General features: G+C 65.9%; 28 protein-coding genes, 1 tRNA gene and 1 pseudogene. 16 read left to right on the top strand and 14 right to left on the bottom strand.

The genetic code is table 11. From position 1 onward, the window contains the following. Window positions 1-4: 4 nt before the first annotated feature. From JSQ98_RS00500 to JSQ98_RS00470, 7 genes are all read left to right on the top strand, one after another. Window positions 5-1,000 carry an alpha/beta hydrolase gene (locus tag JSQ98_RS00500; RefSeq protein WP_211647875.1) on the top strand — a complete coding sequence of 332 codons (996 nt, stop codon included), beginning with the start codon at window positions 5-7 and terminating at the stop codon, window positions 998-1,000. Then, on the top strand, window positions 997-2,415 hold the full coding sequence (locus JSQ98_RS00495) for an alcohol acetyltransferase (protein WP_211647873.1): 1,419 nt from the start codon (window positions 997-999) through the stop codon (window positions 2,413-2,415). The genes JSQ98_RS00500 and JSQ98_RS00495 overlap by 4 nt, the downstream gene beginning before the upstream one ends. After that, window positions 2,412-3,077: a DUF6320 domain-containing protein gene (locus JSQ98_RS00490; protein WP_090147655.1), complete on the top strand. Its 666-nt coding sequence runs from the start codon at window positions 2,412-2,414 to the stop codon at window positions 3,075-3,077. The genes JSQ98_RS00495 and JSQ98_RS00490 overlap by 4 nt, the downstream gene beginning before the upstream one ends. A 100-nt stretch (window positions 3,078-3,177) precedes the next feature. Further along, window positions 3,178-3,456, top strand: coding sequence for a hypothetical protein (locus JSQ98_RS00485; RefSeq protein ID WP_211647871.1), 279 nt, complete (start codon window positions 3,178-3,180; stop codon window positions 3,454-3,456). 382 nt (window positions 3,457-3,838) lie between these two features. Next, window positions 3,839-4,444 (top strand): hypothetical protein, encoded by a 606-nt coding sequence (locus JSQ98_RS00480; protein ID WP_211647869.1) that lies wholly within the window; start codon window positions 3,839-3,841, stop codon window positions 4,442-4,444. After that, window positions 4,441-4,995 (top strand): XF1762 family protein, encoded by a 555-nt coding sequence (locus JSQ98_RS00475; RefSeq protein WP_211647867.1) that lies wholly within the window; start codon window positions 4,441-4,443, stop codon window positions 4,993-4,995. Before JSQ98_RS00480 ends, JSQ98_RS00475 begins: the two co-directional genes overlap by 4 nt. A gap of 14 nt (window positions 4,996-5,009) precedes the next feature. Then, window positions 5,010-5,732: a hypothetical protein gene (locus JSQ98_RS00470; protein WP_211647865.1), complete on the top strand. Its 723-nt coding sequence runs from the start codon at window positions 5,010-5,012 to the stop codon at window positions 5,730-5,732. 38 nt (window positions 5,733-5,770) lie between these two features. Here JSQ98_RS00470 and JSQ98_RS00465 read toward each other — a convergent pair whose 3' ends face one another. Next, window positions 5,771-6,232: a hypothetical protein gene (locus JSQ98_RS00465; protein WP_211647863.1), complete on the bottom strand. Its 462-nt coding sequence runs from the start codon at window positions 6,230-6,232 to the stop codon at window positions 5,771-5,773. Between the two features lie 34 nt (window positions 6,233-6,266). Here JSQ98_RS00465 and JSQ98_RS00460 point away from each other — a divergent pair, with 34 nt between their 5' ends. Next, window positions 6,267-6,878, top strand: coding sequence for a hypothetical protein (locus JSQ98_RS00460; protein WP_211647861.1), 612 nt, complete (start codon window positions 6,267-6,269; stop codon window positions 6,876-6,878). Here the strand turns inward: JSQ98_RS00460 and JSQ98_RS00455 are convergent. After that, the gene (locus JSQ98_RS00455; RefSeq protein WP_211647859.1) at window positions 6,858-7,256 is read right to left on the bottom strand and encodes a hypothetical protein; all 399 of its coding nucleotides are present in this window, start codon (window positions 7,254-7,256) and stop codon (window positions 6,858-6,860) included. The two genes, JSQ98_RS00460 and JSQ98_RS00455, sit on opposite strands and share 21 nt — an antisense overlap. A gap of 343 nt (window positions 7,257-7,599) precedes the next feature. Between JSQ98_RS00455 and JSQ98_RS14890 the strand changes: the two genes are divergently transcribed. The 5 genes and pseudogenes from JSQ98_RS14890 to JSQ98_RS00435 all read left to right on the top strand — a co-directional run bounded on the left by JSQ98_RS14890 (window position 7,600) and on the right by JSQ98_RS00435 (window position 9,292). Next, a complete protein-coding gene (locus tag JSQ98_RS14890; protein WP_249290657.1) occupies window positions 7,600-7,782 on the top strand; it encodes a hypothetical protein in 183 nt (60 codons plus the stop codon). A 110-nt stretch (window positions 7,783-7,892) separates the two neighbouring features. Then, a complete protein-coding gene (locus JSQ98_RS00445) occupies window positions 7,893-8,252 on the top strand; it encodes a hypothetical protein (RefSeq protein WP_211647854.1) in 360 nt (119 codons plus the stop codon). Continuing rightward, entirely contained in the window at window positions 8,249-8,686 is a 438-nt protein-coding gene (locus JSQ98_RS00440; RefSeq protein ID WP_211647851.1) for a hypothetical protein, read from the top strand. Before JSQ98_RS00445 ends, JSQ98_RS00440 begins: the two co-directional genes overlap by 4 nt. 102 nt (window positions 8,687-8,788) lie before the next feature. Continuing rightward, a pseudogene (locus tag JSQ98_RS15475) lies at window positions 8,789-8,908 on the top strand (helix-turn-helix domain-containing protein); the annotation flags it as partial. Continuing rightward, window positions 8,909-9,292, top strand: coding sequence for a hypothetical protein (locus tag JSQ98_RS00435; RefSeq protein WP_249290656.1), 384 nt, complete (start codon window positions 8,909-8,911; stop codon window positions 9,290-9,292). Between the two features lie 34 nt (window positions 9,293-9,326). On the opposite strand, the gene JSQ98_RS00430 is transcribed toward JSQ98_RS00435, so the two are convergent. Next, window positions 9,327-9,755 (bottom strand): hypothetical protein, encoded by a 429-nt coding sequence (locus JSQ98_RS00430; protein ID WP_211647847.1) that lies wholly within the window; start codon window positions 9,753-9,755, stop codon window positions 9,327-9,329. 54 nt (window positions 9,756-9,809) lie between these two features. Here JSQ98_RS00430 and JSQ98_RS00425 point away from each other — a divergent pair, with 54 nt between their 5' ends. Further along, window positions 9,810-10,310 (top strand): terminase large subunit domain-containing protein, encoded by a 501-nt coding sequence (locus JSQ98_RS00425; protein WP_211647846.1) that lies wholly within the window; start codon window positions 9,810-9,812, stop codon window positions 10,308-10,310. Window positions 10,311-10,601: 291 nt separating this feature from the next. Here the strand turns inward: JSQ98_RS00425 and JSQ98_RS00420 are convergent. Both JSQ98_RS00420 and JSQ98_RS00415 read right to left on the bottom strand, forming a co-directional pair. Further along, window positions 10,602-10,675: transfer RNA gene (locus tag JSQ98_RS00420), tRNA-Leu, on the bottom strand. 236 nt (window positions 10,676-10,911) lie between these two features. Continuing rightward, a complete protein-coding gene (locus JSQ98_RS00415) occupies window positions 10,912-12,762 on the bottom strand; it encodes a phosphoenolpyruvate carboxykinase (GTP) (protein ID WP_211647845.1) in 1,851 nt (616 codons plus the stop codon). A 127-nt stretch (window positions 12,763-12,889) separates the two neighbouring features. Here JSQ98_RS00415 and JSQ98_RS00410 point away from each other — a divergent pair, with 127 nt between their 5' ends. Continuing rightward, the gene (locus tag JSQ98_RS00410; protein ID WP_090147649.1) at window positions 12,890-14,368 is read left to right on the top strand and encodes a helix-turn-helix domain-containing protein; all 1,479 of its coding nucleotides are present in this window, start codon (window positions 12,890-12,892) and stop codon (window positions 14,366-14,368) included. A gap of 297 nt (window positions 14,369-14,665) precedes the next feature. Here JSQ98_RS00410 and JSQ98_RS00405 read toward each other — a convergent pair whose 3' ends face one another. From JSQ98_RS00405 to JSQ98_RS15470, 8 genes are all read right to left on the bottom strand, one after another. Continuing rightward, on the bottom strand, window positions 14,666-15,997 hold the full coding sequence (locus tag JSQ98_RS00405) for an FAD-dependent oxidoreductase (protein ID WP_200329638.1): 1,332 nt from the start codon (window positions 15,995-15,997) through the stop codon (window positions 14,666-14,668). Between the two features lie 123 nt (window positions 15,998-16,120). Beyond that, window positions 16,121-16,603: a DUF501 domain-containing protein gene (locus JSQ98_RS00400; protein ID WP_211647844.1), complete on the bottom strand. Its 483-nt coding sequence runs from the start codon at window positions 16,601-16,603 to the stop codon at window positions 16,121-16,123. After that, a complete protein-coding gene (locus JSQ98_RS00395) occupies window positions 16,600-17,139 on the bottom strand; it encodes an FtsB family cell division protein (protein WP_211647843.1) in 540 nt (179 codons plus the stop codon). Before JSQ98_RS00395 ends, JSQ98_RS00400 begins: the two co-directional genes overlap by 4 nt. A 29-nt stretch (window positions 17,140-17,168) precedes the next feature. Beyond that, complete coding sequence (gene eno / locus JSQ98_RS00390; RefSeq protein ID WP_090147645.1) at window positions 17,169-18,446, bottom strand: phosphopyruvate hydratase; 1,278 nt, start codon at window positions 18,444-18,446, stop codon at window positions 17,169-17,171. 308 nt (window positions 18,447-18,754) lie between these two features. Continuing rightward, window positions 18,755-20,065 (bottom strand): histidine--tRNA ligase, encoded by a 1,311-nt coding sequence (hisS, locus tag JSQ98_RS00385; RefSeq protein WP_211647842.1) that lies wholly within the window; start codon window positions 20,063-20,065, stop codon window positions 18,755-18,757. Window positions 20,066-20,119: 54 nt separating this feature from the next. Continuing rightward, the gene (locus JSQ98_RS00380) at window positions 20,120-21,739 is read right to left on the bottom strand and encodes a solute symporter family protein (RefSeq protein ID WP_090147643.1); all 1,620 of its coding nucleotides are present in this window, start codon (window positions 21,737-21,739) and stop codon (window positions 20,120-20,122) included. Next, window positions 21,736-22,098: a DUF485 domain-containing protein gene (locus JSQ98_RS00375; RefSeq protein ID WP_211647840.1), complete on the bottom strand. Its 363-nt coding sequence runs from the start codon at window positions 22,096-22,098 to the stop codon at window positions 21,736-21,738. The genes JSQ98_RS00380 and JSQ98_RS00375 overlap by 4 nt, the downstream gene beginning before the upstream one ends. A gap of 48 nt (window positions 22,099-22,146) precedes the next feature. Beyond that, window positions 22,147-22,752 carry a hypothetical protein gene (locus JSQ98_RS15470; RefSeq protein WP_249290654.1) on the bottom strand — a complete coding sequence of 202 codons (606 nt, stop codon included), beginning with the start codon at window positions 22,750-22,752 and terminating at the stop codon, window positions 22,147-22,149. A gap of 185 nt (window positions 22,753-22,937) precedes the next feature. Between JSQ98_RS15470 and JSQ98_RS14880 the strand changes: the two genes are divergently transcribed. After that, on the top strand, window positions 22,938-23,138 hold the full coding sequence (locus tag JSQ98_RS14880) for a response regulator transcription factor (RefSeq protein ID WP_346728691.1): 201 nt from the start codon (window positions 22,938-22,940) through the stop codon (window positions 23,136-23,138). 10 nt (window positions 23,139-23,148) lie between these two features. On the opposite strand, the gene JSQ98_RS00365 is transcribed toward JSQ98_RS14880, so the two are convergent. Beyond that, a complete protein-coding gene (locus JSQ98_RS00365) occupies window positions 23,149-23,856 on the bottom strand; it encodes a MazG nucleotide pyrophosphohydrolase domain-containing protein (RefSeq protein WP_234037092.1) in 708 nt (235 codons plus the stop codon). Window positions 23,857-23,870 lie beyond the last annotated feature (14 nt).

Here is a 23,870-nt window from a genome sequence, read left to right as displayed (position 1 = left end):
GCCCATGCCCTTCGCCGACCGACAACGCTCACAACTCAACTGGGTGGTTCGGAAGGTGCTGAGCTACTTCGCCGCGCCCCGACTCAACATGCGCGAGGACTACGAGAAGGTGCGCCGCCGGCAGCGCCAGCTCGCCGTGCTGCCCCACCCGAGCTATCACGCGCTCGATGTGGAGATCATGTCGGCCGACGGCGACCACCCGATCCCGGTCCGCGTGTTCCACCCGCGAGAGCGCCAGCGCGATGAGGTCCTGCTCTTCTTCCACGGAGGCGGCTGGGTGACCGGGGATATCGAGAGCTACACGCCGGCGTGCGCGACCATGGCGGATCTCACCGGGTGCGTCGTCGCATCGGTCGACTACCGGCTCGCCCCCGAGCACCCGTTCCCGGCCGGCCTTGAAGACTGCCTGCGCGTCGCCCAACTCTTCCTCGCCGACCCGACGCGCGCCGGAGCCGAACCTGACGACGAGGTGATTCTGATCGGAGACTCGGCCGGGGGCAATCTGACCGCCGCCGTCTCGCTCGCGCTGCGCGAACGAGGAGAGCCGGGGGCCAAACGGCAGATCATGCTCTACCCCGTCACCCACTGGGATCACGATCCGAGCACCTCGCCATTCGCGTCCGTGCGCAACCACGGCGACGACTACCGCCTCACCAACACGGAGGTGCAGGACTACTTCGACCTGTACGTCCCGGATCGAGCCGAACGCGCGCAGCCGCTCGTCGCTCCGCTCATGGCGGAGGATCTGTCGGGGCAGCCGGACACGTTGATCATCACCGCGGAGCTCGACCTGCTGTGCGACGAGGGCGAGGCCTACGGCAGCGCGCTCGAAGCGGCGGGCAACGTCGTGCGCGTGCACCGCGTGAGCGGCGCGCTCCACGGTTTCATCGCGCTCCCCCGGTTCTCGCGGTCGCTGCGCGAGGCGTACGAGCACATCAATGCGTTCCTCGACGGACGCGAGGAGCATGCGGCGAGCGCGACGGCGGCGGAGACGACGTGACGCCGGCGTCGTGGGTGCGACTCGACAACGCCTCGAACATCTTCCTCGCTGCGAGAAGCGATGCGGATCCCAAAGTGTTCCGCATCAGCGCCGAGGTCGACCACGCCGTGGAGCCGCGCCTGCTGCAGCAGGCGCTCGAGGCGACGTACGAGCGGTACCGCCTCTATCATGCGGTGCTGCGGGGCGGCATGTTCTGGTACTACCTGCAGACGAGCGACCTGCGTCCCACCGTCTCCCCCGAGCACCTTCCGACGTGCGCCCCGATCTATCGGGAGGATCGCAGAAACCTGCTCTTCCGCGTCGCGTATCGGCGGCAACGGATCATCCTCGAGATCTTCCACGCGCTCTCCGACGGCACGGGCGCGCTCTGGTTCCTCACGGACCTCGTCACGGCATACCTCCGAGCGCAGGGTGCCGATGCCGCCGGAGCGGACGGCGGCGAGACGGCGCTGCCGGCCGATCCTGCATCGCAACCGGTCGAAGACGAACCGCACCCCGCCCACGAACTGATCGCCGACAGCTTCTCCCACTACTTCCACCGCACCCGGGAACCATTCGCCCCGGCCGACGCTGAATCGGAAGCACCCCGCACCGCGCCGCTGCGCACTGCTGCGACGGCTGCGCTGCGGATCCCTCGGTGGCTCCGAGCGCCCCGCACCCGGGTCCACCGGATTCGCGGCACCCGCACCCCGGACAACCGCACACGCGTCGTCGAACTCACCATGCCAGCCCCGGCCGTACTCGCGCTCGCACGCGCGCAGCAGACGTCGCTGACGATCTACCTGACGGCGCTCTTCTTCCGAGCGCTGCGCGAATCGATCGGGCCGCTCGGGCATGCCAACACGCTCGCGGCGTCCATCCCCATCAACCTCAGACAGTTCTTCCCATCAACCTCGGCGCGCAACTTCTTCGCCACGGTGCGCGTGGAGCACGCGTTCGACGCCGACGGCGCCGGCGACGACCTCGGATCGATCTGCCGCGAGCTCGAAGCCCAGTTCAAGCCGAAGGCGACGCCGCAGGCGCTCGAGCGGAAGCTCCGGCGACTGATCCGCTTCGAACGCACACCGCTCCTGCGCATCCTGCCCAGAGTGCTGAAGGACGCGATCCTCCGCCTGATCAACTGGGGCAACAACCGCGGGCTCAGCGTCGCAGTGTCCAACCTCGGTCGCGTCGTACTCCCAGAGCCGGCGGGGTCGCGGGTGGGCCGCATGCTGTTCCACGTCTCCGCGGTGCGACCGCAGTTCTGCGCGATGTCGCACGCAGGACTCCTGACGATCAGCTTCACCTCCCCCTTCGTCGAAACCGATCACGTGCGCGCATTCGTGCGAATGCTCACCGACAGCGGCGTCGACGTCTCAGTGGCAGCGGCCCGCGTGACGGAGGACGAACTCGCACCGCAGGAGCCCGGCGCATGAGGCGCTGCGAGGAGTGCGCGGTCACCATCGAGGGCACCTGGGCCACGTGCCCGCTCTGCCAGACCGCGCTCATCGGCGACGCCTCCCCCGATCCGCTGCCCAGCGTTCCCCTCACCTTCTCGAAGCGGCGCATCCTGAAGGCGCTCTTCTTCGCGTCGCTCGCGGTGATCCTCGTCTCATTCGTCGTGCAGCTCTTCTTCGCCCGCGACCTCGACGGCATCGGCGTCTGGCGATCCATCTGGCTCGGCGTCACCGCCATGTGGCTCGTCGTGCTCATGGCGGTGCGCAAACGCCGCAACGTGGCGAAAGGCACCGTCTACCTGGTGGCGCTCATCGGACTCGTCTGCGTCTACTGGGACTACCTCGGGGGCTGGCAGCGCTGGTCGCTCACCTACGCCGTTCCGATCGTCTGCGCGTCGGCCATCATCGCCCTGCTGATCACCGTGCAGCTCCTCCGCATCGACGTCGCCGAGCACCTCGTCTACAGCGGACTCACCGTGCTCCTCGGCCTCGCGCCGTTCGTCTTCCTGGTCTTCGGCTGGGTGAACAACCCATGGGCGTCGTGGAGCTGCATCGTCGTCAGCCTCGTCGCGCTGGGCGACGTGCAGATTCTGCGCGGGCGCGAAATGCGCCTCGAACTCGCGAAGCGCTTCCACCTGTAAGTGGGCGGCGGGTGCCGCAAGGGAACGCTCGCGACTCTGGCGCGGTGTCATCCATCGTGGGTAGAGTGCTGGCAATATCCCCGTTGAAAGGAACTGCGCGATGACTGATTACGCGAACGCTTGGGATTTGCTCGCCGACGCAATCGGTGCAGCGAAGAACGAGTCATCAGGGTCCACTGCAGACGTCGCACATCTCACGATCGACCAGAGAATTGAGGTCGCGAAGGTCGCCGCGCTGCTCTCGATCTCGCAAGAACTGAGCGGCCTCCGTCAGGGTGAGGGCGCGGGGCCGGAGAAGATCGAGGCCCATCTGAGCCGGATCGCGATGCACCTGAACGGGGAGACGCCGCCCGTGGAGTTTCGAAGCTTCGATCTCTAACCCGAGGTCCGGGGATGTGATGGTCCCCCCACAGGGATTCGAACCCTGACTGTGCCGATTAACCGGGCCGAAAGAATGGCGGAATCTAGCCAAATCGGTATGGGTAGAGATACTTCGGGATGAGTCGAGCCGAATGCGCCCCTAATCTGGAGTAAGAGCCGGTGCGCATTCGGTATAGATGGGGCATCGTCGGCATAGGTCGAATTGCCATGATGTCCGCTAAGCGACCGGCTTGAGCTCGCTCCGTCGTTCCAGTGGAGCGCTTCCTCGCGGTGCCTCGTGACCGCGGCAATCACGTCATCGAGGCGATCCGGCCAGAGATGCGCGTACATCAGCATCGTTTCCTTCGCCGTCTTATGCCGAACTATAGCGAGATGGCCGCATGAAGCTCGCAATTGCGGACCCGCCATATCCGCCGATCTTCGGCGAGCGGTTCGACACTGTCAGCGACGAGGGCCGGCTGACGGTGAGGTCACGCGCGCGGCGCTGGTACGGCGACGGCACCCGCGCCCAGACGGACTCCGCACCGGCTGACTTCCACCCCGACGCCGGCCGATGGGACGACATCACCGAACACCGCCGACTGATAGAGCAGCTGCTCGACGAGTACGACGGGTGGGCGATCGCCACGACACCCGACGGACTCGGCGCTTACCTACCGCTCCCGGTATCGGCGCGCGTCGCCGCTTGGATACGCCCGAACGGCATGCCGGGCGGCGGACGCCTTCTCTCGCGCTGGGAACCGGTGATCGTTTTCGTGCCGGAGTCGCGGCGTCGAGGTGAGCAGCTGCGAATCCCGGACGTTCTCACCGCCGCCGCTCCGCGCCGCGGGTTCGCCGGCGCGAAACCTGCGGAGTGGACACGGTGGGTACTCGCGATGCTTGGCTACGCACCAGGTGCGGACACCGTCGATGACCTCTTCCCCGGCTCCGGTGCCGTGGCCGCGGCGGCCGACGGTCTCCTCCCGATCGAGGAGTTCGGCCTATGACCGCCTACCCACCCCTCACCGAGACCGACCTCGACGCCCTCGCCCGCATGGGGCTGCCCCGAACATCACTCGACCTCCCGAAGGAGAACACCGTGCTCCGCATCGCACCGATCAGCCTCAGAGAAGCGAACCGGTTCGTCGACGCCTTGCACCGGCACCACGGCCCCGCGCAGGGGCACCGGTTCAGCGTCTCCGTCGTCGACGAGCACGGCGAGGTACATGGCGTCGGCATCGCCGGGCGCCCGGTGTCTCGAGTGCTGCAGGCCGAGGGATACCTCGAAGTGCTGCGCATCTGCACCGACGGCAGCCGCAACGCGTGCTCGATGCTCTACGGCGCGCTCCGCCGCGCCGGCATCGCGTTGGGCTACCCGGCCGAGCGGATCATCACCTACACGCTCGCATCGGAGGAAGGCGGCTCCCTGCGAGCGGCGGGCTGGCATGACGACGGGCCGGCAGGCGGCGGAACGTGGCACCGCGCCGACCGGCCTCGCCGCGACGCTGCACCCATCCAGACGAAACGACGTTGGCGCGCTGCGCCGGCGACCCGATGAAGGAGAACATCACCATGACGAACCAGAAGTCACCCGTGCAGGCGATCGCCGACACGATCGCCGTCGTTGATAAGACGCTTGACAATATCGAACCTGGCACGACCGCGGGTGGCTGCGTCTGGTCAGCCGACGAGGTGCGGGACATGCTCGGAGACCTCCGCACACGGCTCGCCGTAGCGACACCCGTGCAGGGCGGCGCAACCGAGGAACAGATCGAAGCCCTTAGAGAAACATTTGAAGACCTCCGTCGAGGTGATCAAATCGGCTATTCCCAGTACGTCTACCTGATGACCAGACTCGACGCTCTCTCAGTGTCGGCGTCCGCCGATCCGGCGGACGAGCGCCACGATGCCGAGGAGCGCGAGGCCGAGCCCGAGGATCATGCGGCAACGGCGGCTGCGGAGGATCCGGTCGCTGCGGCCCAGAAGGCCGTCTGGGGTGAGGTTCACGGGCAGGACCCGCGCCGGAAGTGCTCGGTCGCTGAGGCCAAGAGGCTCGTCTACCGGCTGGACAACGCCATTGCCGATGCTCTCGTCATTGCCGATGCTATCGCCGCACCGGTCGAGATGGACCGCGAGAAGCTTGCCGACTTCATCGACACGAAGCTGGACGGCGACCACTTCCCCGGCGTGCCGAAGTTCCTGGCCGACTCGATACTCGACGAGTTTCCCGCTCTCGCCGCTCCGGTCGAGATAGAGGACCACGCGGCCACGGCAGCAGGTGGGGCCCACGCATGACCCATATCCCGCGTACGCACGCGATTCAGCACAGCGATTCAGACAATGTTCCACTCGCCGCCAAAGTGATCGAGATCGAAAGGACGGAGCTTCGTCGCAACCAAATCTCCGCGAGCCCACGACAGAACTTGCTCGCTCGCAAACTCGGCAATCACCAGGCGAGGTACCTCGTCGCGGTATCCCTGCATTTTGGACAAGGAAAATTCAATGAAGCGGTCAACCTGACCCGCCCCCTTCGGAAGATGCTGCGCGACATCAAATCGCGCTTCCAGCGCTATGGTGTGCGCCTTCCGGACATCGGAAGCATCAAAATCGCTCGGTGTGATCCGCGCCGCCTTCACCACTGCCTCGCTGAATCCTGCTGCCGACCGGAGGCGATCGCTTCGCACATTTCCTCGGTCGACCCGGCCATCCCGAATCAGCGCGATAACTGGATTCGTGGCTGCGCCGACCGTAGTGCCAAGTACCGCGACAAGTGCAACCCAGATCGTTTCGCTCATTCGAGAACTGTATCGATAACCAAGGAGTTGACCCATGCAGACTGAGCACACGTGGTCGGGGTCGTTCAGGTGGCACCTCGAGCAAGTACCGTGGCAGCTGCTGCACATGCGCGCGCTCGCGGAGTCCACGCTCGCCGCGCAAGACACCACCGCTGTGCGCGTCTCCGGTGGTAGCGAGAAGGCGCGCCTCCCCTACCGCGTCGACCCCGCAGATGACGCCGACCTGCTCTACGCGACCCTCGTCATCTTCGGGCGAGAGGTCGCGGAGAAGATCGGCGGATCATCACCGAAGCCGCTCCGCACCCGCATGTGGAAGGGGCGCGACGAACCCCAAGGGCTTCCCGTCTGCACCCCACAGGACGCGATGGGGCTCGCCGCGGAGATCTGCCGGTGGCTCATCGCCTGCACGCACCAGATCGCGCACGACGAAACCCTGCATGACGCCCCCGAGTCACTGATCGACCTCATCCGGGACATGCGGCGCCGGTACCCGCAGGCCGCGCCGAAGTTCCGCGCATACCGCCCGCGCCCGTGCCCGACCTGCGGCGAGCGCACTATCCGCCCGATCTGGGGCACCGATGGTCTCGCCGGGGCGATCTGCGACGCTTGTGGACAAGGCTGGGGACTAGACATTGCCGCCACATGAGGAGCATGGCAGGTCGAGCCACGCAGTCTGCATCTCATCACGATAGAAATCGAGCAAAGGGCGATCAAGCAACCCATCGTAGTAGGCGAGTACTACAGCTTGGAACCGTTCAAAAGCCGCGCAGACTTGTTCGGGCCGATCAAAGTAGAGCTGATCGTTCAATCGGATGCGAAGATCACGAACCAGGTAGTGAATGTCGCCAGTGGTGGAAAGTACGTGCTCCGTGAGAAAGAGCTTTGCTCCCAGCGCCCCGCTAGCGAACGGCTGACCGTCAGGGAACACCACCGAAATCTGTTCGGGATGTTCTCGCTCAAAGTGCCTGTAATAGCCCTGCCACATCCACTTCTCCGAGACCCCGGGCGACGCATAGGCAGACACCGCTGCGACAGCCTTGCGATTCGCTCGGTCGGACTCCGCGGACTGAACGGCACTCCTCACCAATGCCTCATGGTCACGCTGCCGGCGCTGCAAAAGGTAGTTGGTTACGAACGCTAGACCGGCGCCAAGGAAGACACTCAATAAAGTCCCAAAGAAACCACTCGCGGTCGCGTTGAAAAGTCCATTGAACTGTGACCCGAATGAACAAAGGGACTCATGAGGAAGAACACATGACATGAACCATGAATCTATCTCAACTGTGTGGCTGACTTATCGAGACGCATCGAATCGGGTCAGTCGGTCAGTGAGAACAATGAAACGCTGGCGACACGAAGGTATGCCCATGTCATTCGATCAATGGGGGCGCCGCATCGTCAAAGAACACATCTTGCTCGCCGAGTACCGAAAACGTCTCGCGGCGGATCCCGTGCATCAGCAACGAATTCGCTCTCTGACGGGCGACACGCCGTCAGATGAGCTTCTTGACCTGCTGTCGGTGTCACCCCCTAGATTGATGGTTGAGTAAGTGGGCCGGAACGCGAACATCGCGACTCCGGCCATTTCTCATTCCATCTCGCAGGGGGCAGGAACCTCGAGCTATCGCGGCGTCCCACCCCTCAGCACTACTCTCGAACCATGAGCGACGCACAGACAATCACGCCCGAAGAAGTTCGAGAAGCCTTCGCTGCCTTCCTCAAGGAACGCGCCGATGCCGGAGTGCTAATCGCTCAGGCCGTCACCGACATCACCGTCACGCACAGAGTCGTGCGGATCACGTTCGATCTCAACGAATCGCTCATGTCAATCAACCCGTTCGAAAACCTCGCTCAGTTCGCCGGGCAGCCCATCGCGTTCCGAAACGAGGAGTGCGCCCGCGTCCGTGCCGGCGTCGATTCCGTCGATACCCAACTTCCTGATGGGACATCGCTCGGCGCCCTCACCGCGGCCGAGATCTACAAGCTCGGCGCAGGGCTCGAACTCGCGGACGAGAAGTGAAGCGCGCTACAGCGATCGCAGCAGCAATTCTCATCGCTGCACCCCTCGCAGCATGTGCCGAACCCACGGGGGGCGACAGCGAACCGGAAACCGCCGACACCAACTCGGCGGCATGCGCAGACTTCCAGGAGAACTACGCCGACATCATCGTCGACCTCGTCGTCGGCGCAGGGAACCGCACCCCCGAAGAGTGGCGAGCTGACATCGCCGGCAAGGCCGCAACATTCGACACGATCAGCCTCGCTGCCGAAGGGGAAGTAGCCGACCGCATCGACGCCGTCGCAACAGGCTTCCCAGCAGAGCCGTACACGATCCTGCTCAGCGACCACCGCACCGAGTACAAGCAATTCGGAGAGAACACACAACGCGTCGCCCGAGCCTGCGAAGCCGAGGGCAACGACATGGACATCCCCGAAATCAGATACGGCTTCTAACCAACACCACACCCACCAAGGGCCCGCATCCACACCGGACGACGGGCCCTTTCTCATGCCCGCACCACACACCGGGCACCGTGAACGGGAGGACACCCGAACATGGCCCACAACGCCGCCCGACCAGACGCCCAGCAAACGCGCGCCCGCGTTACCGATCTTCACGCGCAGGGGCTCTCTCGGAACGCGATTGCTCGAGAGATCGGGTGCTCGCCGTCGACGGTGTCGAAGCACGCGAAAGCGCTCGGGTTGTCGTTCGATCGTTCAGCTACGGCGGTAGCGGTTGCTGCACAGACGGTGGATCTCGCTTCTCGTCGTGCTGCTCTAGTGGAGCGAATGATGAAGCTCGCCGAGGACACGCTCGATGAGATAGAAGGCGGCGAGATCGAACAGGTTGCGATCACGCAGCGCGGCGAAGTCGTGCGTACCACTCGTAAACCTGACATGACCGATCGGCGCAACGGTGTGACGATCTCGGGCATCGCTGTCGATAAGGCGACGAAGCTGCTCGACCGCGATTCCGGTCTTGAGACCGCTACGTCGACGCTTGACGCTCTCGAGGCTGCGGTCGGGGCGGCTGCACGCTCGCTGCTCGACGGCGACTGAGGGATGTAGGAGCTATACCTTCTGCAGGATGTTCTTAGTCACGCTCGTCACGTTTGAAGGGAACCTTAATCCGCATTGCTCTCAAGAAAATGCCTACGTAAGCGACGGAAATCGACACGGAAAGCACGAAGACGACGGCCTCGAACCAGTGGCCAGATGTTTGCTGATTGCCGATGAGCTGGAACAGCAACACTGCCGCGAGAATACCGAAAGCTCCGGCCCACAGGATGAAATTGGTCGTCCAATGCCGGCTGCGTTGACGCTTCATCCGCTGCAGTTCGGCCTCGATCTCGGTCTCGACGCTCTTCCTAAGCTCCGGGTTGCTCTCGAGCTTCCCATGAAGCTCTACCAATAGCGCCAGCCGCTTCGACACTGACCGGTCCGAAAGCACCCCCCAGAGAGGCGCAAAGAACCCGAATAACGCGGTGATAGCCGCGACGACAATCGGCGTAACCCATTCCATACTCAATGACTGTACTGCCCCCGCTGCAGGACCATGTCGAGAACAGGGGGTGGTATGAACGCCCTACCAATGAACGGCATTTTCTGCCCGAACCAGCTCCGATTCCTCGGCACCTGGGCGAAGGGCCCGAAGCACACGATCCTCTCCGGCGCGGTCTCCGCCGGTAAGACGTTCATCAGCCTGTGGGCGCTGCTCATGTACATCAAGTACATCCCGACCTCCGGGCAGATCATCCTCATCGGGCGCACGCTCGGCACGCTCAACACGAACGTGATGCAGCTGCTCATGTCCGAGCAGCTCTTCGGACGCATCGCGCAGCAGGTGAGATACACGCCGGGCGCGAAGACCGCGACGATCCTCGGCCGGACGGTCTACCTGTACGGGGCCGGCGACGCGAAAGCGGAAACGAAGATTCGCGGCATGACCGTCGCGTTCGCTTACGTCGATGAGGCGACGCTGCTGCCCGAAGCGTTCTGGAACATGCTCGTCACCCGACTGCGCGTGCCCGGTGCCCGGCTGCTCGCCACCACGAACCCCGGCTCGCAGAACCACTGATTCCATTTCAGCACGAGGAACCGCGCCTCGCCTCTCGTGTCGGTGATGCGGGTGACGATTGCGGTCGGGTGATCGGTCGCGTTGCGCATGATCGCCCACGTGTCGGCATCGAGCCGGATCGGTGCAGGTCTGGTCATGCGCAGAATCGTATGCTCGGCCGCCGACAATCCTTCGAAGCCGCGAACGCCATGCTGTCCCGATGCTGTCCGAGCCCTCATTAGAGCGCATTCTCCCGCATCGAAAAAGGCCCCTACTTCCGCGTAATTCTGCGGAAGTAGGGGCCTTTTTTCGTCCCCCCACAGGGATTCGAACCCTGACTGTGCCGATTTTAAGTCGGCTGCCTCTGCCAGTTGGGCTATGGGGGGCCGTTCGATTCTCGCAGATCGCGGCCGTGTGGGGAGCCAGGCTGTCACTGAGCGCCTGATGCGCACCGATGGCCGCGCAGGGCGACGAGCACGCGAACACGAAGAGAACGAGAACAGAACAGAACAGAACAGAACAGAACAGAACAGAACAGAACAGAAAAGAGTAAGCCCCGCCATTGGGCAGAACGGCGGGGCCTACGGTCTATGGGGCGTCGGCGGTCACCGACGCGGCGCGATCACGCGGCGCCGAGGCGCTGGCGCAAACCTTCGAGCTGTCCGCTCAGCGCAGCCGGCAGACGATCGCCGAACTGAGCGAAGAACTCCTCCGTCAGATCGGCTTCCGCGAGCCACGATGCCGGATCGATCGAGAACAGTTCGGCGAGATCGCTCTCGGGCACGTCGATGCCGTCGAGGTTGAGCTCACCGTCGGCGGGAATGGTGCCCACCGCGGTCTCGCGCCCTGCGACGGAGCCTTCGACACTGCGGATGATCCAGTCGATCACACGCGAGTTCTCTCCGAAGCCGGGCCACAGGAACCTACCGTCGGCGCCCTTGCGGAACCAGTTGACCTGGAAGATCTTGGGCGCCTGGTCACCGAGGGTGCGGCCCATGTCGAGCCAGTGTCCCCAGTAGTCAGCCATGTTGTATCCGCAGAACGGCAGCATCGCGAAGGGATCGCGTCGCAGTTCGCCGACCGTTCCCTCCTGGGCTGCGGTCTTCTCGGAGGAGATCGTGGCCCCGACGAAGACGCCGTGCTCCCAGGAGAGCGACCGAGCCACGAGGGGCACGTTCGTCGCGCGACGCCCGCCGAAGAGGATCGCGTCGAGAGGAACGCCGTTCTGCTCGTACCATTCCTGAGCCAGCGTCGGGGTCTGCTGGATCGGCACGGTGAAGCGCGAGTTCGGGTGCGCTGCAACGCGGCCGCTCTCGGGGGTCCACTCGTTGCCCTGCCAGTCGATCAGGTGAGCGGGAACCTCGTCCGTCTTGCCCTCCCACCAGACGTCGCCGTCGTCGGTGAGCGCGACGTTCGTGAAGATCGTGTTTCCCCACAGGGTCTCGACCGCGACCGGGTTCGTCGATTCCCCCGTGCCCGGGGCGACACCGAAGAAGCCGGCTTCCGGGTTGATGGCGTAGAGGCGCCCGTCGGTGCCGGGGCGCAGCCAGGCGATGTCGTCGCCGATGGTCTCGACCTTCCACCCCGGAATGGTCGGCTGGAGCATCGCGAGGTTCGTCTTGCCGCAGGCCGAGGGGAACGCTGCGGAGAGGTGGTACGACTTGCCGCTCTCGGTGTTCGTGAGCTTCAGCAGGAGCATGTGCTCGGCCAGCCAGCCCTCGTTGCGACCCATCACGCTGGCGATGCGCAGGGCGAAGCACTTCTTGGAGAGCAGGGCGTTTCCGCCGTATCCCGACCCGTACGACCAGACCTCGAGGGTCTCGGGGAAGTGGGTGATGTACTTGGTCTCGTTGCAGGGCCAGGCATCATCGCTCTGGCCGGGCTCGAGCGGAGCGCCAACGGAGTGCACCGTGCGCACCCATTCGCTCCCGGGCAGAATGCCGTCGAGAGCCGACTGCCCCATGCGGGTCATGATCCGCATGTTCAGCACCGCGTACGGCGAGTCGGTGATCTCGATGCCGAGCTGCGTGATGGCGCCGCCCACCGGACCCATCGAGAACGGAACGACGTACATGGTGCGGCCCCGCATGGATCCCTTGAAGCGGGGCATGAGCTCGGCCTTCATCTCATCCGGAGCCATCCAGTTGTTCGTCGGTCCGGCGTCCGCTTCGTCGACGGAGCAGATGAAGGTGCGGTCTTCCACACGGGCGACGTCGTCGGGGTGCGAACGGGCGAGGAAGCTCCCGGGCCGCAGATTCTTGTTGAGCGGGATCAGCGTTCCGGCTTCCACCATTTCAGTGGTGATGCGGTTCCACTCGGCCTGCGAACCATCGCACCAGACAACCTCGTCGGGTTCCGTGAGCTCAGCGACCTCGGTCACCCATGCGAGCACTTCTTCATTGCTCGTGGTCGCGCCGTCGCGAACGATCTCAGCGAAGGTCAGCTCGGTCTCAATGGTCTGCGTGAGTGCCATGTCGTTCTCCTCGGAGTTCCCGCCGCCGGGTGAAGAAGCGGCGACATCTCCATTGTGAATGGGGTGTTCACGTCGCATTCACTCTTTCGGCTGGAAAATTTGGCCATTTTTGACATATAGTCAAGAGATGAACGCTGAGCCAGTTCCAGTGACCGCCGGATTCGACGAGGCCGAACTCGATCGCCTGATTCTTGGAAAGCGGATCAGACACTTCCGAACCCAGGCGGGCCTCACCCTCGAGCAGCTCGGTGAGCGCGTGGGCGTCGTCGCGAGCCAGCTCTCCCTCATCGAGAACGGCCGGCGGGAACCCCGGCTCGGGCTCTTGCAGAGCGTCTCCCGCGAACTGGGCATCGAAGTCGCAGAGCTCCTCAAACGCGAGGCTCCGGATCGCCGCAGCACGTGGGAGGTCGAGCTCGAACGCGCGCAGGCCGCTCCCACGTATACCCGCCTCGGGCTCCCCCACGTGCGCACGCCTCGCGCCTTGCCGGACGACACGTTGGAGGCCCTCGTCGGACTGCACCGCGAACTCGCTCGGCGATCCCGAGCGGCTGCGACCACGTCAGAGGAGGCCCGGCGCGCGAACACTGCGATCCGCATGCAGATGCAGGCGCGCGACAATTACATTCAGGACATCGAGCTCGTGGCGTCCGACCTCATGCGACGCATCGGTCATTCGCTCGGCGCCGTCACGCACCGCGAGGTCGCCATGCTCGCCGAGCTGCTGGGCTTCGACCTCATCTTCGTCGATGACCTGCCCTCGAACACTCGCAGCATCACCGACCTCGAGAACGGGCGCATCTATCTGCCGCCGGCCTCGATTCCGGGCGGTCACGGCCTGAGGTCGCTGGCGCTGCAGGCGATGGCTCACCGCGTGCTCGGCCACTCCGAACCGGCGAGCTACGCGGAGTTTCTCGAGCAACGGCTGCAGATCAACTACTTCGCAGCGGCCTGCCTGATCCCCGAGGCCGGGGCAGTGGAGTTTCTGCAGCAGGCCAAGCGCAATCGCAACCTTGCGATCGAAGATTTCAGAGACGCATTCGGCGTCACGCACGAAGCCGCTTCGCACCGATTCACCAACCTTGCCACGCAGCATCTCGGCCTGCGAGCGCACCACTATCGTGCGGATGGAGCCGGGGCGATCGTGCGCGGCTACCAGAACGATGGCCTGCCGTACCCCGCGGACGACACCGGGTCGATCGAGGGCGAAGTGCTCTGCCACAAGTGGGGTGGCCGCACGTCGTTCAATCGTACGAACCGTACGAGCGAGTTCTACCAGTACACCGACACGCCTGCCGGCACGTTCTGGTCGAGCGTGCAGACCGGGGATGCCGAGCAGGGCCCGTTCGCGATCGCGTGTGGAGTCGCCTTCGATGATGCGAAGTGGTTCCGTGGGCGGGATACGACGGAGCGCCAGGTGTCGACGTGTCCAGATCCGGCGTGCTGCCGCACGCCGAAACCCGAGCTGTTGGCGCGCTGGGAGGGCAAGGCGTGGCCGAGCGCCCGCATGCACGCTCACGTGCTGTCTCCGTTGCCGACGGGAACGTTCCCGGGCGTCGACGACACGGAGATGTACCAGTTCCTGGCGAAGCATGCGCCGGAGGCTTGAGGCGAAAGCGACGCTTTCGCTGCCTCCGGCGCGGGCCCTACAGGGCCCGGAGGCTTGAGGCGAAAGCGACGCTTTCGCTGCCTCCGGCGCGGGCCCTACAGGGCCCGGAGGGCCCGGGGGCTTGATGAACCTCCCATTCAGTGCAGTTATCGCCTCGTAGGCGCACTCTTTTGGCGGTTCGTCCGGTTCTCCGGTTCTCCGGTACTCCCGTCCCGTGTGGGCGCACAGCGCCTGGCCCTCGGAACGCGAGAACCCCCGCAGCGCGTGCTGCAGGGGTTCTCGTTGTGGAGCGCTCGATCAGGCCTTGGGTCGCGAGGCGAACTCTTCGAAGACCGCCCGCGGCTGCTGCACGGCCTCGATGTTGACCGTGTCGCGTCCGAGGAAGAAATGGCCGACCCATCCGCCGAACACGCGCCACTTGCGCTCCCACGAGGGGATCGCGAGGCCGTGGTAGAAGCGGTGAGCGAGCCACGCGAAGTAGCCCTTCATCGCGAACTTGCCCGATTGGAACACGCCGGTGTTGACGCCGAGGCCGGCGACGGCTCCCATGTTCTTGTGGTTGTACTCTGCGATGCCCTCGCCGCGGAGGTCGGCGACGATGTTCTTCGCGAGCAGCTTGCCCTGGCGAACCGCGTGCTGCGCGTTGGGCACGCAGAAGCCGCCGGGGCCGGGAGTCGCTGAGATGTCGGGGGTCTGCGACGTGTCGCCAGCGGTCCAGGCGCCTTCGAGCGCGACGCCGTCTTCCGTGGTGATGCGCAGCGAGGGGCTGCCGATGACGTGCCCGCGGGGGCCGATCGGCAGATCCGTTCCGCGCAGGAACGGGCGAGGCATGACGCCGGCGGTCCAGACGATGAGGTCGGACTCGTAGTTCTCACCGGTCGACAGCTCGATCTTGCCGTCCAGAGCCGAGGCGAGCTGCGTATCGAGGTGGATCTGCACCCCGCGACGCGTCTGATCCTTGACGACCCAGTCGGCGGTCTCCTGCGACACCTCGGGCATGATCCGCCCCATGGCCTCGACCAGGTGGAACACCGTCTCGTCGAACGAGATCTCGGGGTAGCGGCGCAGCAATGCGGTCGCGAACGAACGGAGCTCCGAGATCGTCTCGATGCCCGCGAATCCGCCGCCGACGACCGTGACCGTCAGCAGACGAGCACGCTCGGGGGAACCCTTCGGCAGGGTCGCGGCGCGCTCGAAGTTGCCCACGAGACGATCGCGCACGGCGACCGCTTCTTCGATGGTCTTCATGCCGATCGCGTTGTCGGCGATGCCGGCGATCGGGAAGGTGCGCGAGACCGAACCGGTCGTCACGACGATGTGGTCGTAGGCGAACTCGAACGGCACACCCACGTTCGGCGTGATGGTCACGCTCTTCGTCGCGTGCGAGATCGCGGTCACCTTACCGGCGATGTTCGCGGTGCTCTCCAGGTGGCGACGGCGCGCCACGACCGCGTGACGCGGCTCGATCGATCCCGAGGCGACCTCGGGAAGGAACGGCAGGTACGCCATGTACGGCAGCGGATCGACGATCGTGACCTCGGCCTCGCCCGCACGAAGCAGCTTCTCGAGCTTCCATGCGGTGTAGAAGCCGGCATAGCCGCCACCAACGATCAGAATCTTCTTCGCCACGAAGCGATCTCCTTGCAGCAATCAGGGTCGGACCCGCACCGCGGGCACAGAAAATAGCGGGCAAAACACCCGCATCGAAAGCTTACCGCGTTTTCTCAGCTCCCGAGAACGCCGATGTGCTCGTCACCCAGTCCATCCGCTGCGCTCGAGCGCGAGGTCACCGATGGGATTGACCCCCGGCCCGGCAGCGAGGGCGTGGCCCATGAGCGCGTGCAGGCACTTCACCCGTGTCGGCATGCCGCCGGAGCTCACGCCCGCGACTTCCGGTACCTCTCCGACGCTGTCGCGATCCGCGATGAACTCTTCGTGCGCGCGCTGATACTGCTCGCGCACCGCCTCGTCGCTGGCCAGCAGCTCGTTGAACTCGTTCATCACCCCCGCCGCTTCCAGGCGGGATGCGGCCGCGACCGCTTCCGGGTGGCACAGGTAGTAGAAGGTCGGGAACGGAGACCCGTCGGGAAGCCGGGGCGCGGTGGCGACGACCGCCGGGCTGCCGTCTGACGCGCGCGCCGCAATGCCCACGACTCCGCGCGCTTCGCGCCCGAGTTGCTCGGTCACTGCGGCGATGTCTGCTGCGGTCGGTTCAGGGTAGGGCGGGCGGGTCATTGCGGTGTCTCCTCGGCAGGGGCTTCGGGCGATGCGGGATCGACGGATTTAGTCGTCGAGTCGGCGCCGTCGGGTTCGGGTTCGTTCTGGGCGTCAGCGGTCGCTTCCACCGGAGGAGCATCCGTCGTGCCAGCGCTCAGGAACGATGCTGACAGGCTCCGGGCCCAGTTGCTCGGCATGCGGGACAGCTCGGGATCCGGCTCTTCGTCCGACTCGATGGGCATGACGATGTCATCGATGACGTTCAGCTGGGTCTCCCCCGGCATGACGTAGAACAAGCGGTCTCGCGCTTGAGATCGGACGTAGACCGGGTCTTTCCACTTCGCGCGCTCGGCGTCGATCTCGTTGACCGCCTCCTGGCTCTGCCGCACGCTCTCGCGGAGTTCGGCGATCTCGCGCCGCTGCTGCACGAACGTGGAGAGGCTCGGGCTCACGATGACGATTCCGGCGAGCACGAGCACGACGACGACCACGGTGAAGCCGCTGAACCGCAGGCTCGAGGCCCACGTTCCGACATCATCGATCCAGCGCTTCACCGTGTCGTCGTCTTTCAGTGGTGGTCGGGTTACGCGGTGAAGCGCGGGAAGGCACCGCGACCCGCGTACTTCGCCGCACCGCCGAGCTCTTCCTCGATGCGCAACAGCTGGTTGTACTTCGCCACGCGCTCGGAGCGGGCCGGCGCACCGGTCTTGATCTGACCGCAGTCGGTCGCGACGGCGAGGTCTGCGATCGTCACGTCCTCGGTCTCACCCGAGCGGTGCGACAGGATCGCCGTGTACCCGGAGCGCTGCGCGAGCTGCACGGCGTCGAGCGTTTCGGTGAGCGTACCGATCTGGTTCACCTTGACGAGCAGCGAGTTGGCCGCGCCCTGGGCGATCCCGTCGGCGAGGCGCTCGGGGTTCGTGACGAAGAGATCGTCGCCCACGAGCTGCACGCGATCGCCGAGTTCGTCGGTGAGGTGCTTCCACCCCTCCCAGTCGTCTTCGGCCAGCGGATCCTCGATCGACACGAGCGGGTACCGCTCGAGCAGGTCGGCGTAGTAGGCCGACATCTCAGCGGCGCTGCGCTGCTGCCCCTCGAAGGTGTAGACGCCGTTCTCGAAGAACTCGGTCGATGCCACGTCGAGCGCTACCGCCACGTCACGGCCCGGTTCGAGCCCGGCGCGCTTGATGGCTTCGACGATGAGGTCGAGCGCGGCGGCGTTGTGCGGCAGGTCGGGCGCGAATCCGCCTTCATCGCCGAGCGCGGTTGCGAGGCCCTGCTCCTTGAGCAGTGCCTTCAGCGCGTGGTAGACCTCGACGCCCCAGCGGAGGCCCTCCGAGAACGTCTCGGCGCCGAGGGGCACCGCCATGAATTCCTGGATATCGACGCCCGTGTCGGCGTGAGCGCCGCCGTTGATGATGTTCATGAGCGGCACGGGGAGAGTGCTCGCGTTCGGGCCGCCCAGGTAGCGGTAGAGCGGCAGCTCAGCCGCGGAGGCGGCGGCGTGCGCCACGGCGAGACTCACGCCGAGGATGGCATTCGCCCCGACGCGCTCCTTGTTGGGTGTGCCGTCGATCTCCTTCAGCGTCGCGTCGATGATGCGCTGATCGTCGGCGGCGAGGCCCTCGATCGCGGGCGCGAGCTCGTCGAAGACGGCGTCGACGGCGCGGGTGACGCCCTTGCCGAGGTAGCGATCTTCGCCGTCGCGGAGCTCGTACGCTTCGAATGCTCCGGTCGAAGCGCCCGAGGGAACGGCGGCGCGGCCCACAGAATCGTCGGTCAGGCCGACCTCGACCTCGACGGTCGGGTTGCCACGCGAATCGAGAATCTCTCGGGCGATCACTGCGTCGATAAATGCCACTATGCGCTCCTTGAAGGGGTCGGATGCCGGGTCAAGCAAAGGGTGCGGCGGACCGTGCCCGCCGCACCCCAGTCTAGGGCACGGCTGCTTGGCGATCCGGGGCGCGAAACGGCCGTCAGCGTGCAGGCGGGCCTGAGCCAGGGCGCTGCATGGCGCGGCGGGGCGGCAGGCGAAGCACCGCCGAGGCGTCAGCCGGATGCAGGCTCCGGGAACGTGCGAGAGGCGGCGTCCGTGAGACGTTCAGGCCCGATCCGATCTCACCGACGCCGAATCTCTCACCGAGCACCGTAGTCCGGCGCCGTCCGGACTCAGTCGGCGAGCTGCCTGAACTCCAGTTCGCCGAGATCCGACATCCCTGGCCGCACGTTGGCGACGCGGCTGAAGCCGTCTTCAGCGATCCGCGCGAGCAGCGTCTTCATGTTCTTCTGGCGCTTCTCGAGGCGCACCCGGTGCCCGCGCTCGACGAGCGCGCGCTTCAACGCCAGGAGATCCGCCGGGACCACGTCGACATCGGCGATGAGCGCCACCGCGTCGGGTCCGGTCGGCTCCGGCAGTGCGAGCAGGTCGACGACGCGTTCGAACCCGATGGAGAACCCGACGGCCGGCACATCCTGCCCCAGGAAACGGCCGACCATGCCGTCGTACCGTCCCCCGCCGCCGACCGAGCTGCCCGACCCGGGATGCGCCACTTCGAAGATGGTCCCCGTGTAGTACCCCATGCCTCGCACGAGCGTCGGGTCGAAGCGCACGGCGACGCCCTCCGGCAGCCCGCCCTCGAGCGCCTCCCCCAGCGTGGCGAGGCTCGCGACACCGTCCTCAGCAGCCCCATCGGGCAGCACGCCTGCGATGGCTTCACGCGTGAGCGGGATGCCGAAGCCCGCTCCATCCGCGTTCAGTGCCGGCTCGACGCCCGCGAGCACCGCACCGATGCGGTCGGCCGCAACCGGATCGATCTCGCGCAGTTCCTCGACGACGCCACTCGCACCGATCTTGTCGAGCTTGTCGATGGTGATCAGCGCCCGGTCGTGCGTCTCGGCAGCGAAGCCGCAGTGCGCGAGCAGACCGAAGAGGATCCGCCGGTCGTTCACGCGGATGACGCAGTCGGCGAGGCCGAGTGCTGCAAGCGCCTGCGAGGTCGCCGTGATGAGCTCGACCTCCGCGAGCAGCCCGGATTCGCCGATGATGTCGATATCGGCCTGCACGAACTGACGGTAGCGCCCTCTCTGCGGGCGTTCGGCCCGCCAGACCGGGGCGATCTGGATGGAGCGGAACACGGGCGGCAGCTCGGCGCGGTGCGTTGCGAAGAACCGGGTGAGCGGCACCGTGAGGTCGAATCGCAGGCCGAGATCGGCGAGCTGCTCCGCGTCGCCGGCCTCAGCGGCTGCGGCGAGCGCCTCAGGGCGGATGCCGCGCTTCAGGATCGAGAAGCTCAACTTCTCGTTGTCGCCTCCGAGCCCGGCGTGCAGCCGTACGTAGTCCTCGACCACGGGCGTCTCGATCTCATCGAAGCCGTGGGAGCGGTAGACGCCCCTGATGATCCCGAGCGCGTGCTCGCGACGCGCCTTGTCGGCGGGAAGGAAATCGCGCATGCCGCGCGGCGGGTTCACGGGTTGGGCCATGGTTCACCATTCTTCCACGGCTCGCACCCGCTCGCCCGCCGCCTGGCGAGGCGCTCAGTGCTGCACGGGCGGCTCGGCGCCGTATCCGGTCAGCGCGCGCACCTCCATCTCGGCAGCCAGCTTCTTCGACTCCTTCCGCGAACTCGTCACAGAGCCGAGCCAGCCGAGCAGGAAGCCGAGAGGAATCGACACGATGCCGGGGTTCTGCAGCGGGAAGATCGCGAAGTCCACGTCGGCCCCGAGCATGGCGGTCTCCGACCCCGAGACGACCGGTGAGAACGCGATGAGCACGACCGCCGAGAGCAGGCCGCCGACCATCGACCAGACGGCGCCGCGGGTGGTGAACTTCGACCAGAAGAGCGAGTACAGAATGGTCGGCAGGTTCGCGGAAGCTGCGACCGCGAACGCGAGCGCGACGAGGAAGGCGACGTTCTGCCCCTGCACCCCGATCCCGCCGAGGATCGCCGCAGCGCCGATCACGAGCGTCGTGATGCGGGCGACCTTCACCTCCTGCTTCGCCGACGCGCGACCCTTCTTCAGCACGCTGTTGTAGATGTCGTGCGCAAATGAAGCCGATGCGGTGATCGTGAGGCCGGCGACCACGGCGAGGATCGTCGCGAAGGCCACCGCCGAGATGAACCCGAGCAGCAGGGGCCCGCCGAGTTCTGCTGCGAGCAGCGGTGCGGCGGAGTTCTGGCCTCCGGGCGCATTGGCGATGGTCTCGGGGCCGACCAGCGCGGCCGCACCGTAGCCGAGCACCAGCGTGAACAGGTAGAAGATGCCGATCAGCCAGATCGCCCAGACGACTGATTTCCGCGCATCCTTGGCCGTCGGCACCGTGTAGAAGCGCATGAGGACGTGCGGGAGGCCAGCAGTGCCGAGCACCAGGGCGAGCGCGAGCGAGACGAAGTCGATCGGGTTGGCGCCGTACTGCAGCCCTGGCGCGAGAATCGCGGCACCGTTCGCGTTCTCGGGGTGCTGCACGGCCGCATCGAGCACGGCGGCGAAGTTGAAGCCCTTGAGCGCGAGGACCCAGATCGTCATAGCGGCCGCTCCGGCGATGAGCAGCACTGCTTTGATGATCTGCACCCAGGTCGTCCCCTTCATCCCCCCGATAAGCACGTAGCAGATCATGACGACGCCGACGACGGCGATCACCAGTGATTGGCCCAGCGCGTCGCTGACTCCGAGGAGCAGCGAGACGAGGCCGCCGGCTCCCGCCATCTGGGCGAGGAGGTAGAAGAACGACACGGCCAGCGTGGTCAGCGCCGCCGCCATGCGCACGGGGCGTTGCTGCAGCCTGAACGAGAGCACGTCGGCCATCGTGAACTTCGCGGTGTTGCGCATGAGCTCCGCGACGAGCAGCAAAGCGACCAACCAGGCGACCAGGAACCCGATCGAGTAGAGAAATCCGTCGTACCCGTTGATCGCGATCGCTCCGACGATGCCGAGGAACGACGCCGCGGAGAGGTAGTCGCCGGCGATGGCCACACCGTTCTGGCGACCCGAGAACGAGCGCCCTCCCGCGTAGAAGTCGGCGGCGCTCTTGTTGTCGCGGCTCGCGCGGATGACGATCACCATCGTCACCGCGACGAAGGCGAGGAAGATGGCGATGTTGAGCACCGGGTTCTGCTCGGCGCCGGTCGCCTGAGCGGGGAGGATCGTCGCGATCATCGGGCGTCCCCCTCGAGCCTCTCGAGCGCCTCGAGTTCGGACCGGAGCGCCGTGGTGCGCGGGTCGAGCCTGCGGTTCGCGAACCGCACGTACGCCATCGTGATCGCGAACGTCGTGACGAATTGCGCGAGCCCGAACCAGAGCCCCACGTTCATCCCGAGCAGGGGTGCCGCCATGAAATCGTGCGCGAATGCGGCGAGCACCACGTAGAGCAGGAACCAGAGCATGAAGGCGACCGCGAGCGGGAAGACGAAGCTGCGGAACCGATGCTTCAGCTCCCGGAAGTCGGGTCTGGCCTGAAATGCGACGTAATCGACGGGCTCCCACTGATTTTCATGCCTAGATGCTGATTCGGTCACTCGTTTCTCCCTTGAACTCAAGTTTCCTCGTCGCAGCGCTGCGACGACTCATGCTGATCCTAGAAAACGAGTGTTAGCGTGAGCTACCTCCGAAAGTGGGTAGAACTCGTGCAACGAATGGATGAGGATCACGTGCAGCGCATCTTGCGCGAAGCAGTGGACGTGTTCGCTCGAGAGACCCGGTTCGACGTCGCCTTCGGCGGGTTGGAGCGAGCCGGAGTGACGATGCTCTCCGCGATCTCCGGTGCCGCGAACGACGCGAATGAGGGCGTGCTCGTGCGCACGGACCAGGGCCTCGGCGGGCGGGCGCTGCGCGAGCGTCGACCGCGGATCGCCGCGGACTACGTGGCGAGCCGGCAGATCACGCACGAGTACGACGCGCACATCCGCGGCGAGCGCATCGTCGGACTGTTCGCGATGCCCGTGCTGGTCGACGGCGAGGCGCGTGCCGTGCTGTACGGGGGAACGCGCGGGTCGATGATGCCGGGAACGAACTTCGCGCGCATCGCCGCCGGTGTTGCGCGGGATCTCTCGCGCGAGTTGAGCATCGAGGATGAGGTCGCTCGGCGCGTCAAGGCGCGAGGCGGCGCCCGTGCGAGTGACTGGACCTCCGACCGATCTCAGCTCCTCCCGCTCCCCCCGCACCTCCCGCACCTCCGCACCTCCCGCACCTCCCGCCCGCGACGGTCGAGACGCTGCGCACCGTCCACGCCGGACTTCGCGGAGCGATCGCTGAGGCTCCCACCCCGAGGCTGCGCGAACGACTCCTCGACGTCGAGCGGCAGCTCACGGGGCTTTCGGCGGCTCCCCTGGCTCCAGGGCATCACGCCCGGGTCCGGGTGCCGGTCCAGCTCTCTCCGCGGGAGATCGATACGCTCACGCAGGTCGCGCTCGGCGCGACGAACGCGGAGATCGGCGAGATGCTGGGTCTCACCGAGAACACCATCAAGAGCTATCTCAATGCGGCCATGACGAAGCTCGATGCGTCGACCCGGCACGCTGCCGTGTCGCGTGCACGGTCGCTGGGCTTCCTCGTCTGAAGGCGGCGCGTCACCGGTCGTCGTGCAGCACGCGCGCCGTGAGACGATCGATCGCGAGTCTGAGCGCGCGGTCGGGATCCACTCCAGCGCGATTCGCCCGCATCAGCATCGCGAGCATCGCATCACCGATGCCGAATTCGGCCAGTCGCTGCTCATCTGGACCGATCAGCGCGGCGAGCGGATCCTCGGGGTACGCGTCCCCCGCACCCGGATCGATCAAACCGGCCCGCTTCAGGCGCTCGATGACCTTGGCGGCGCGGGCAAGAGTCGGCATGCCAGCGGGGATGCCCTCGAGCGGGCCGCGCGACCCCCGCTCCTCGCCAGCAGCATCCTCTTTGAGTCGCTCCCACTCGGCGTGCAGTTCTTCCACCGTCATGTAGCCGCGATCTCCGAAGACATGGGGATGCCGGCGCACGAGTTTCTCGTTCAGCGCCGCAGCGATGCTGTCGAAGTCGTATCCCTCAGAATCGCGCTCCGCGATCGCGGCGTGAAACAGGACCTGGTACAGCACGTCGCCGAGCTCCGACTGCACTTCTGCAGGCGGCAGCTCGCGCTCGACCGCGTCGATGAACTCCGCCGTCTCCTCGACGAGGAACTGGGTGAGCGACTCGTGCGTCTGCACCTCGTGCCACGCGCAGCCGCCCGGAGCGACGAGGCGGCGCACCGTGGCGATCAGAGCTTCGAACGGACGTGGGTCACCGGCTGCGTCGGTACTCATACTCACCCACCCTA

The sequence above is a fragment of the Leucobacter manosquensis genome (assembly GCF_018304845.1).
GTDB lineage: Bacteria > Actinomycetota > Actinomycetes > Actinomycetales > Microbacteriaceae > Leucobacter > Leucobacter alluvii.
The sequence above is the reverse complement of the archived record's forward strand: the minus strand, read 5'-3'. Positions and strand labels throughout refer to the sequence as shown.

Excerpts from the sequence above, each read along its gene's own strand:
- JSQ98_RS00475 (WP_211647867.1), top strand. The coding sequence starts at position 4,441 with ATGACCGCCTACCCACCCCTCACCGAGACCGACCTCGACGCCCTCGCC.
- JSQ98_RS00470 (WP_211647865.1), top strand. The coding sequence starts at position 5,010 with ATGACGAACCAGAAGTCACCCGTGCAGGCGATCGCCGACACGATCGCC.
- JSQ98_RS00380 (WP_090147643.1), bottom strand. The coding sequence starts at position 21,739 with ATGATCGCGACGATCCTCCCCGCTCAGGCGACCGGCGCCGAGCAGAAC.
- JSQ98_RS00415 (WP_211647845.1), bottom strand. The coding sequence starts at position 12,762 with ATGGCACTCACGCAGACCATTGAGACCGAGCTGACCTTCGCTGAGATC.
- JSQ98_RS00410 (WP_090147649.1), top strand. The coding sequence starts at position 12,890 with ATGAACGCTGAGCCAGTTCCAGTGACCGCCGGATTCGACGAGGCCGAA.
- JSQ98_RS14890 (WP_249290657.1), top strand. The coding sequence starts at position 7,600 with ATGTCATTCGATCAATGGGGGCGCCGCATCGTCAAAGAACACATCTTG.
- JSQ98_RS00500 (WP_211647875.1), top strand. The coding sequence starts at position 5 with ATGCCCTTCGCCGACCGACAACGCTCACAACTCAACTGGGTGGTTCGG.
- JSQ98_RS00365 (WP_234037092.1), bottom strand. The coding sequence starts at position 23,856 with ATGAGTACCGACGCAGCCGGTGACCCACGTCCGTTCGAAGCTCTGATC.
- JSQ98_RS00445 (WP_211647854.1), top strand. The coding sequence starts at position 7,893 with ATGAGCGACGCACAGACAATCACGCCCGAAGAAGTTCGAGAAGCCTTC.
- JSQ98_RS00480 (WP_211647869.1), top strand. The coding sequence starts at position 3,839 with ATGAAGCTCGCAATTGCGGACCCGCCATATCCGCCGATCTTCGGCGAG.
- JSQ98_RS00490 (WP_090147655.1), top strand. The coding sequence starts at position 2,412 with ATGAGGCGCTGCGAGGAGTGCGCGGTCACCATCGAGGGCACCTGGGCC.
- hisS (WP_211647842.1), bottom strand. The coding sequence starts at position 20,065 with ATGGCCCAACCCGTGAACCCGCCGCGCGGCATGCGCGATTTCCTTCCC.
- JSQ98_RS00430 (WP_211647847.1), bottom strand. The coding sequence starts at position 9,755 with ATGGAATGGGTTACGCCGATTGTCGTCGCGGCTATCACCGCGTTATTC.
- JSQ98_RS00485 (WP_211647871.1), top strand. The coding sequence starts at position 3,178 with ATGACTGATTACGCGAACGCTTGGGATTTGCTCGCCGACGCAATCGGT.
- JSQ98_RS00400 (WP_211647844.1), bottom strand. The coding sequence starts at position 16,603 with ATGACCCGCCCGCCCTACCCTGAACCGACCGCAGCAGACATCGCCGCA.
- JSQ98_RS00425 (WP_211647846.1), top strand. The coding sequence starts at position 9,810 with ATGAACGCCCTACCAATGAACGGCATTTTCTGCCCGAACCAGCTCCGA.
- JSQ98_RS00465 (WP_211647863.1), bottom strand. The coding sequence starts at position 6,232 with ATGAGCGAAACGATCTGGGTTGCACTTGTCGCGGTACTTGGCACTACG.
- JSQ98_RS00460 (WP_211647861.1), top strand. The coding sequence starts at position 6,267 with ATGCAGACTGAGCACACGTGGTCGGGGTCGTTCAGGTGGCACCTCGAG.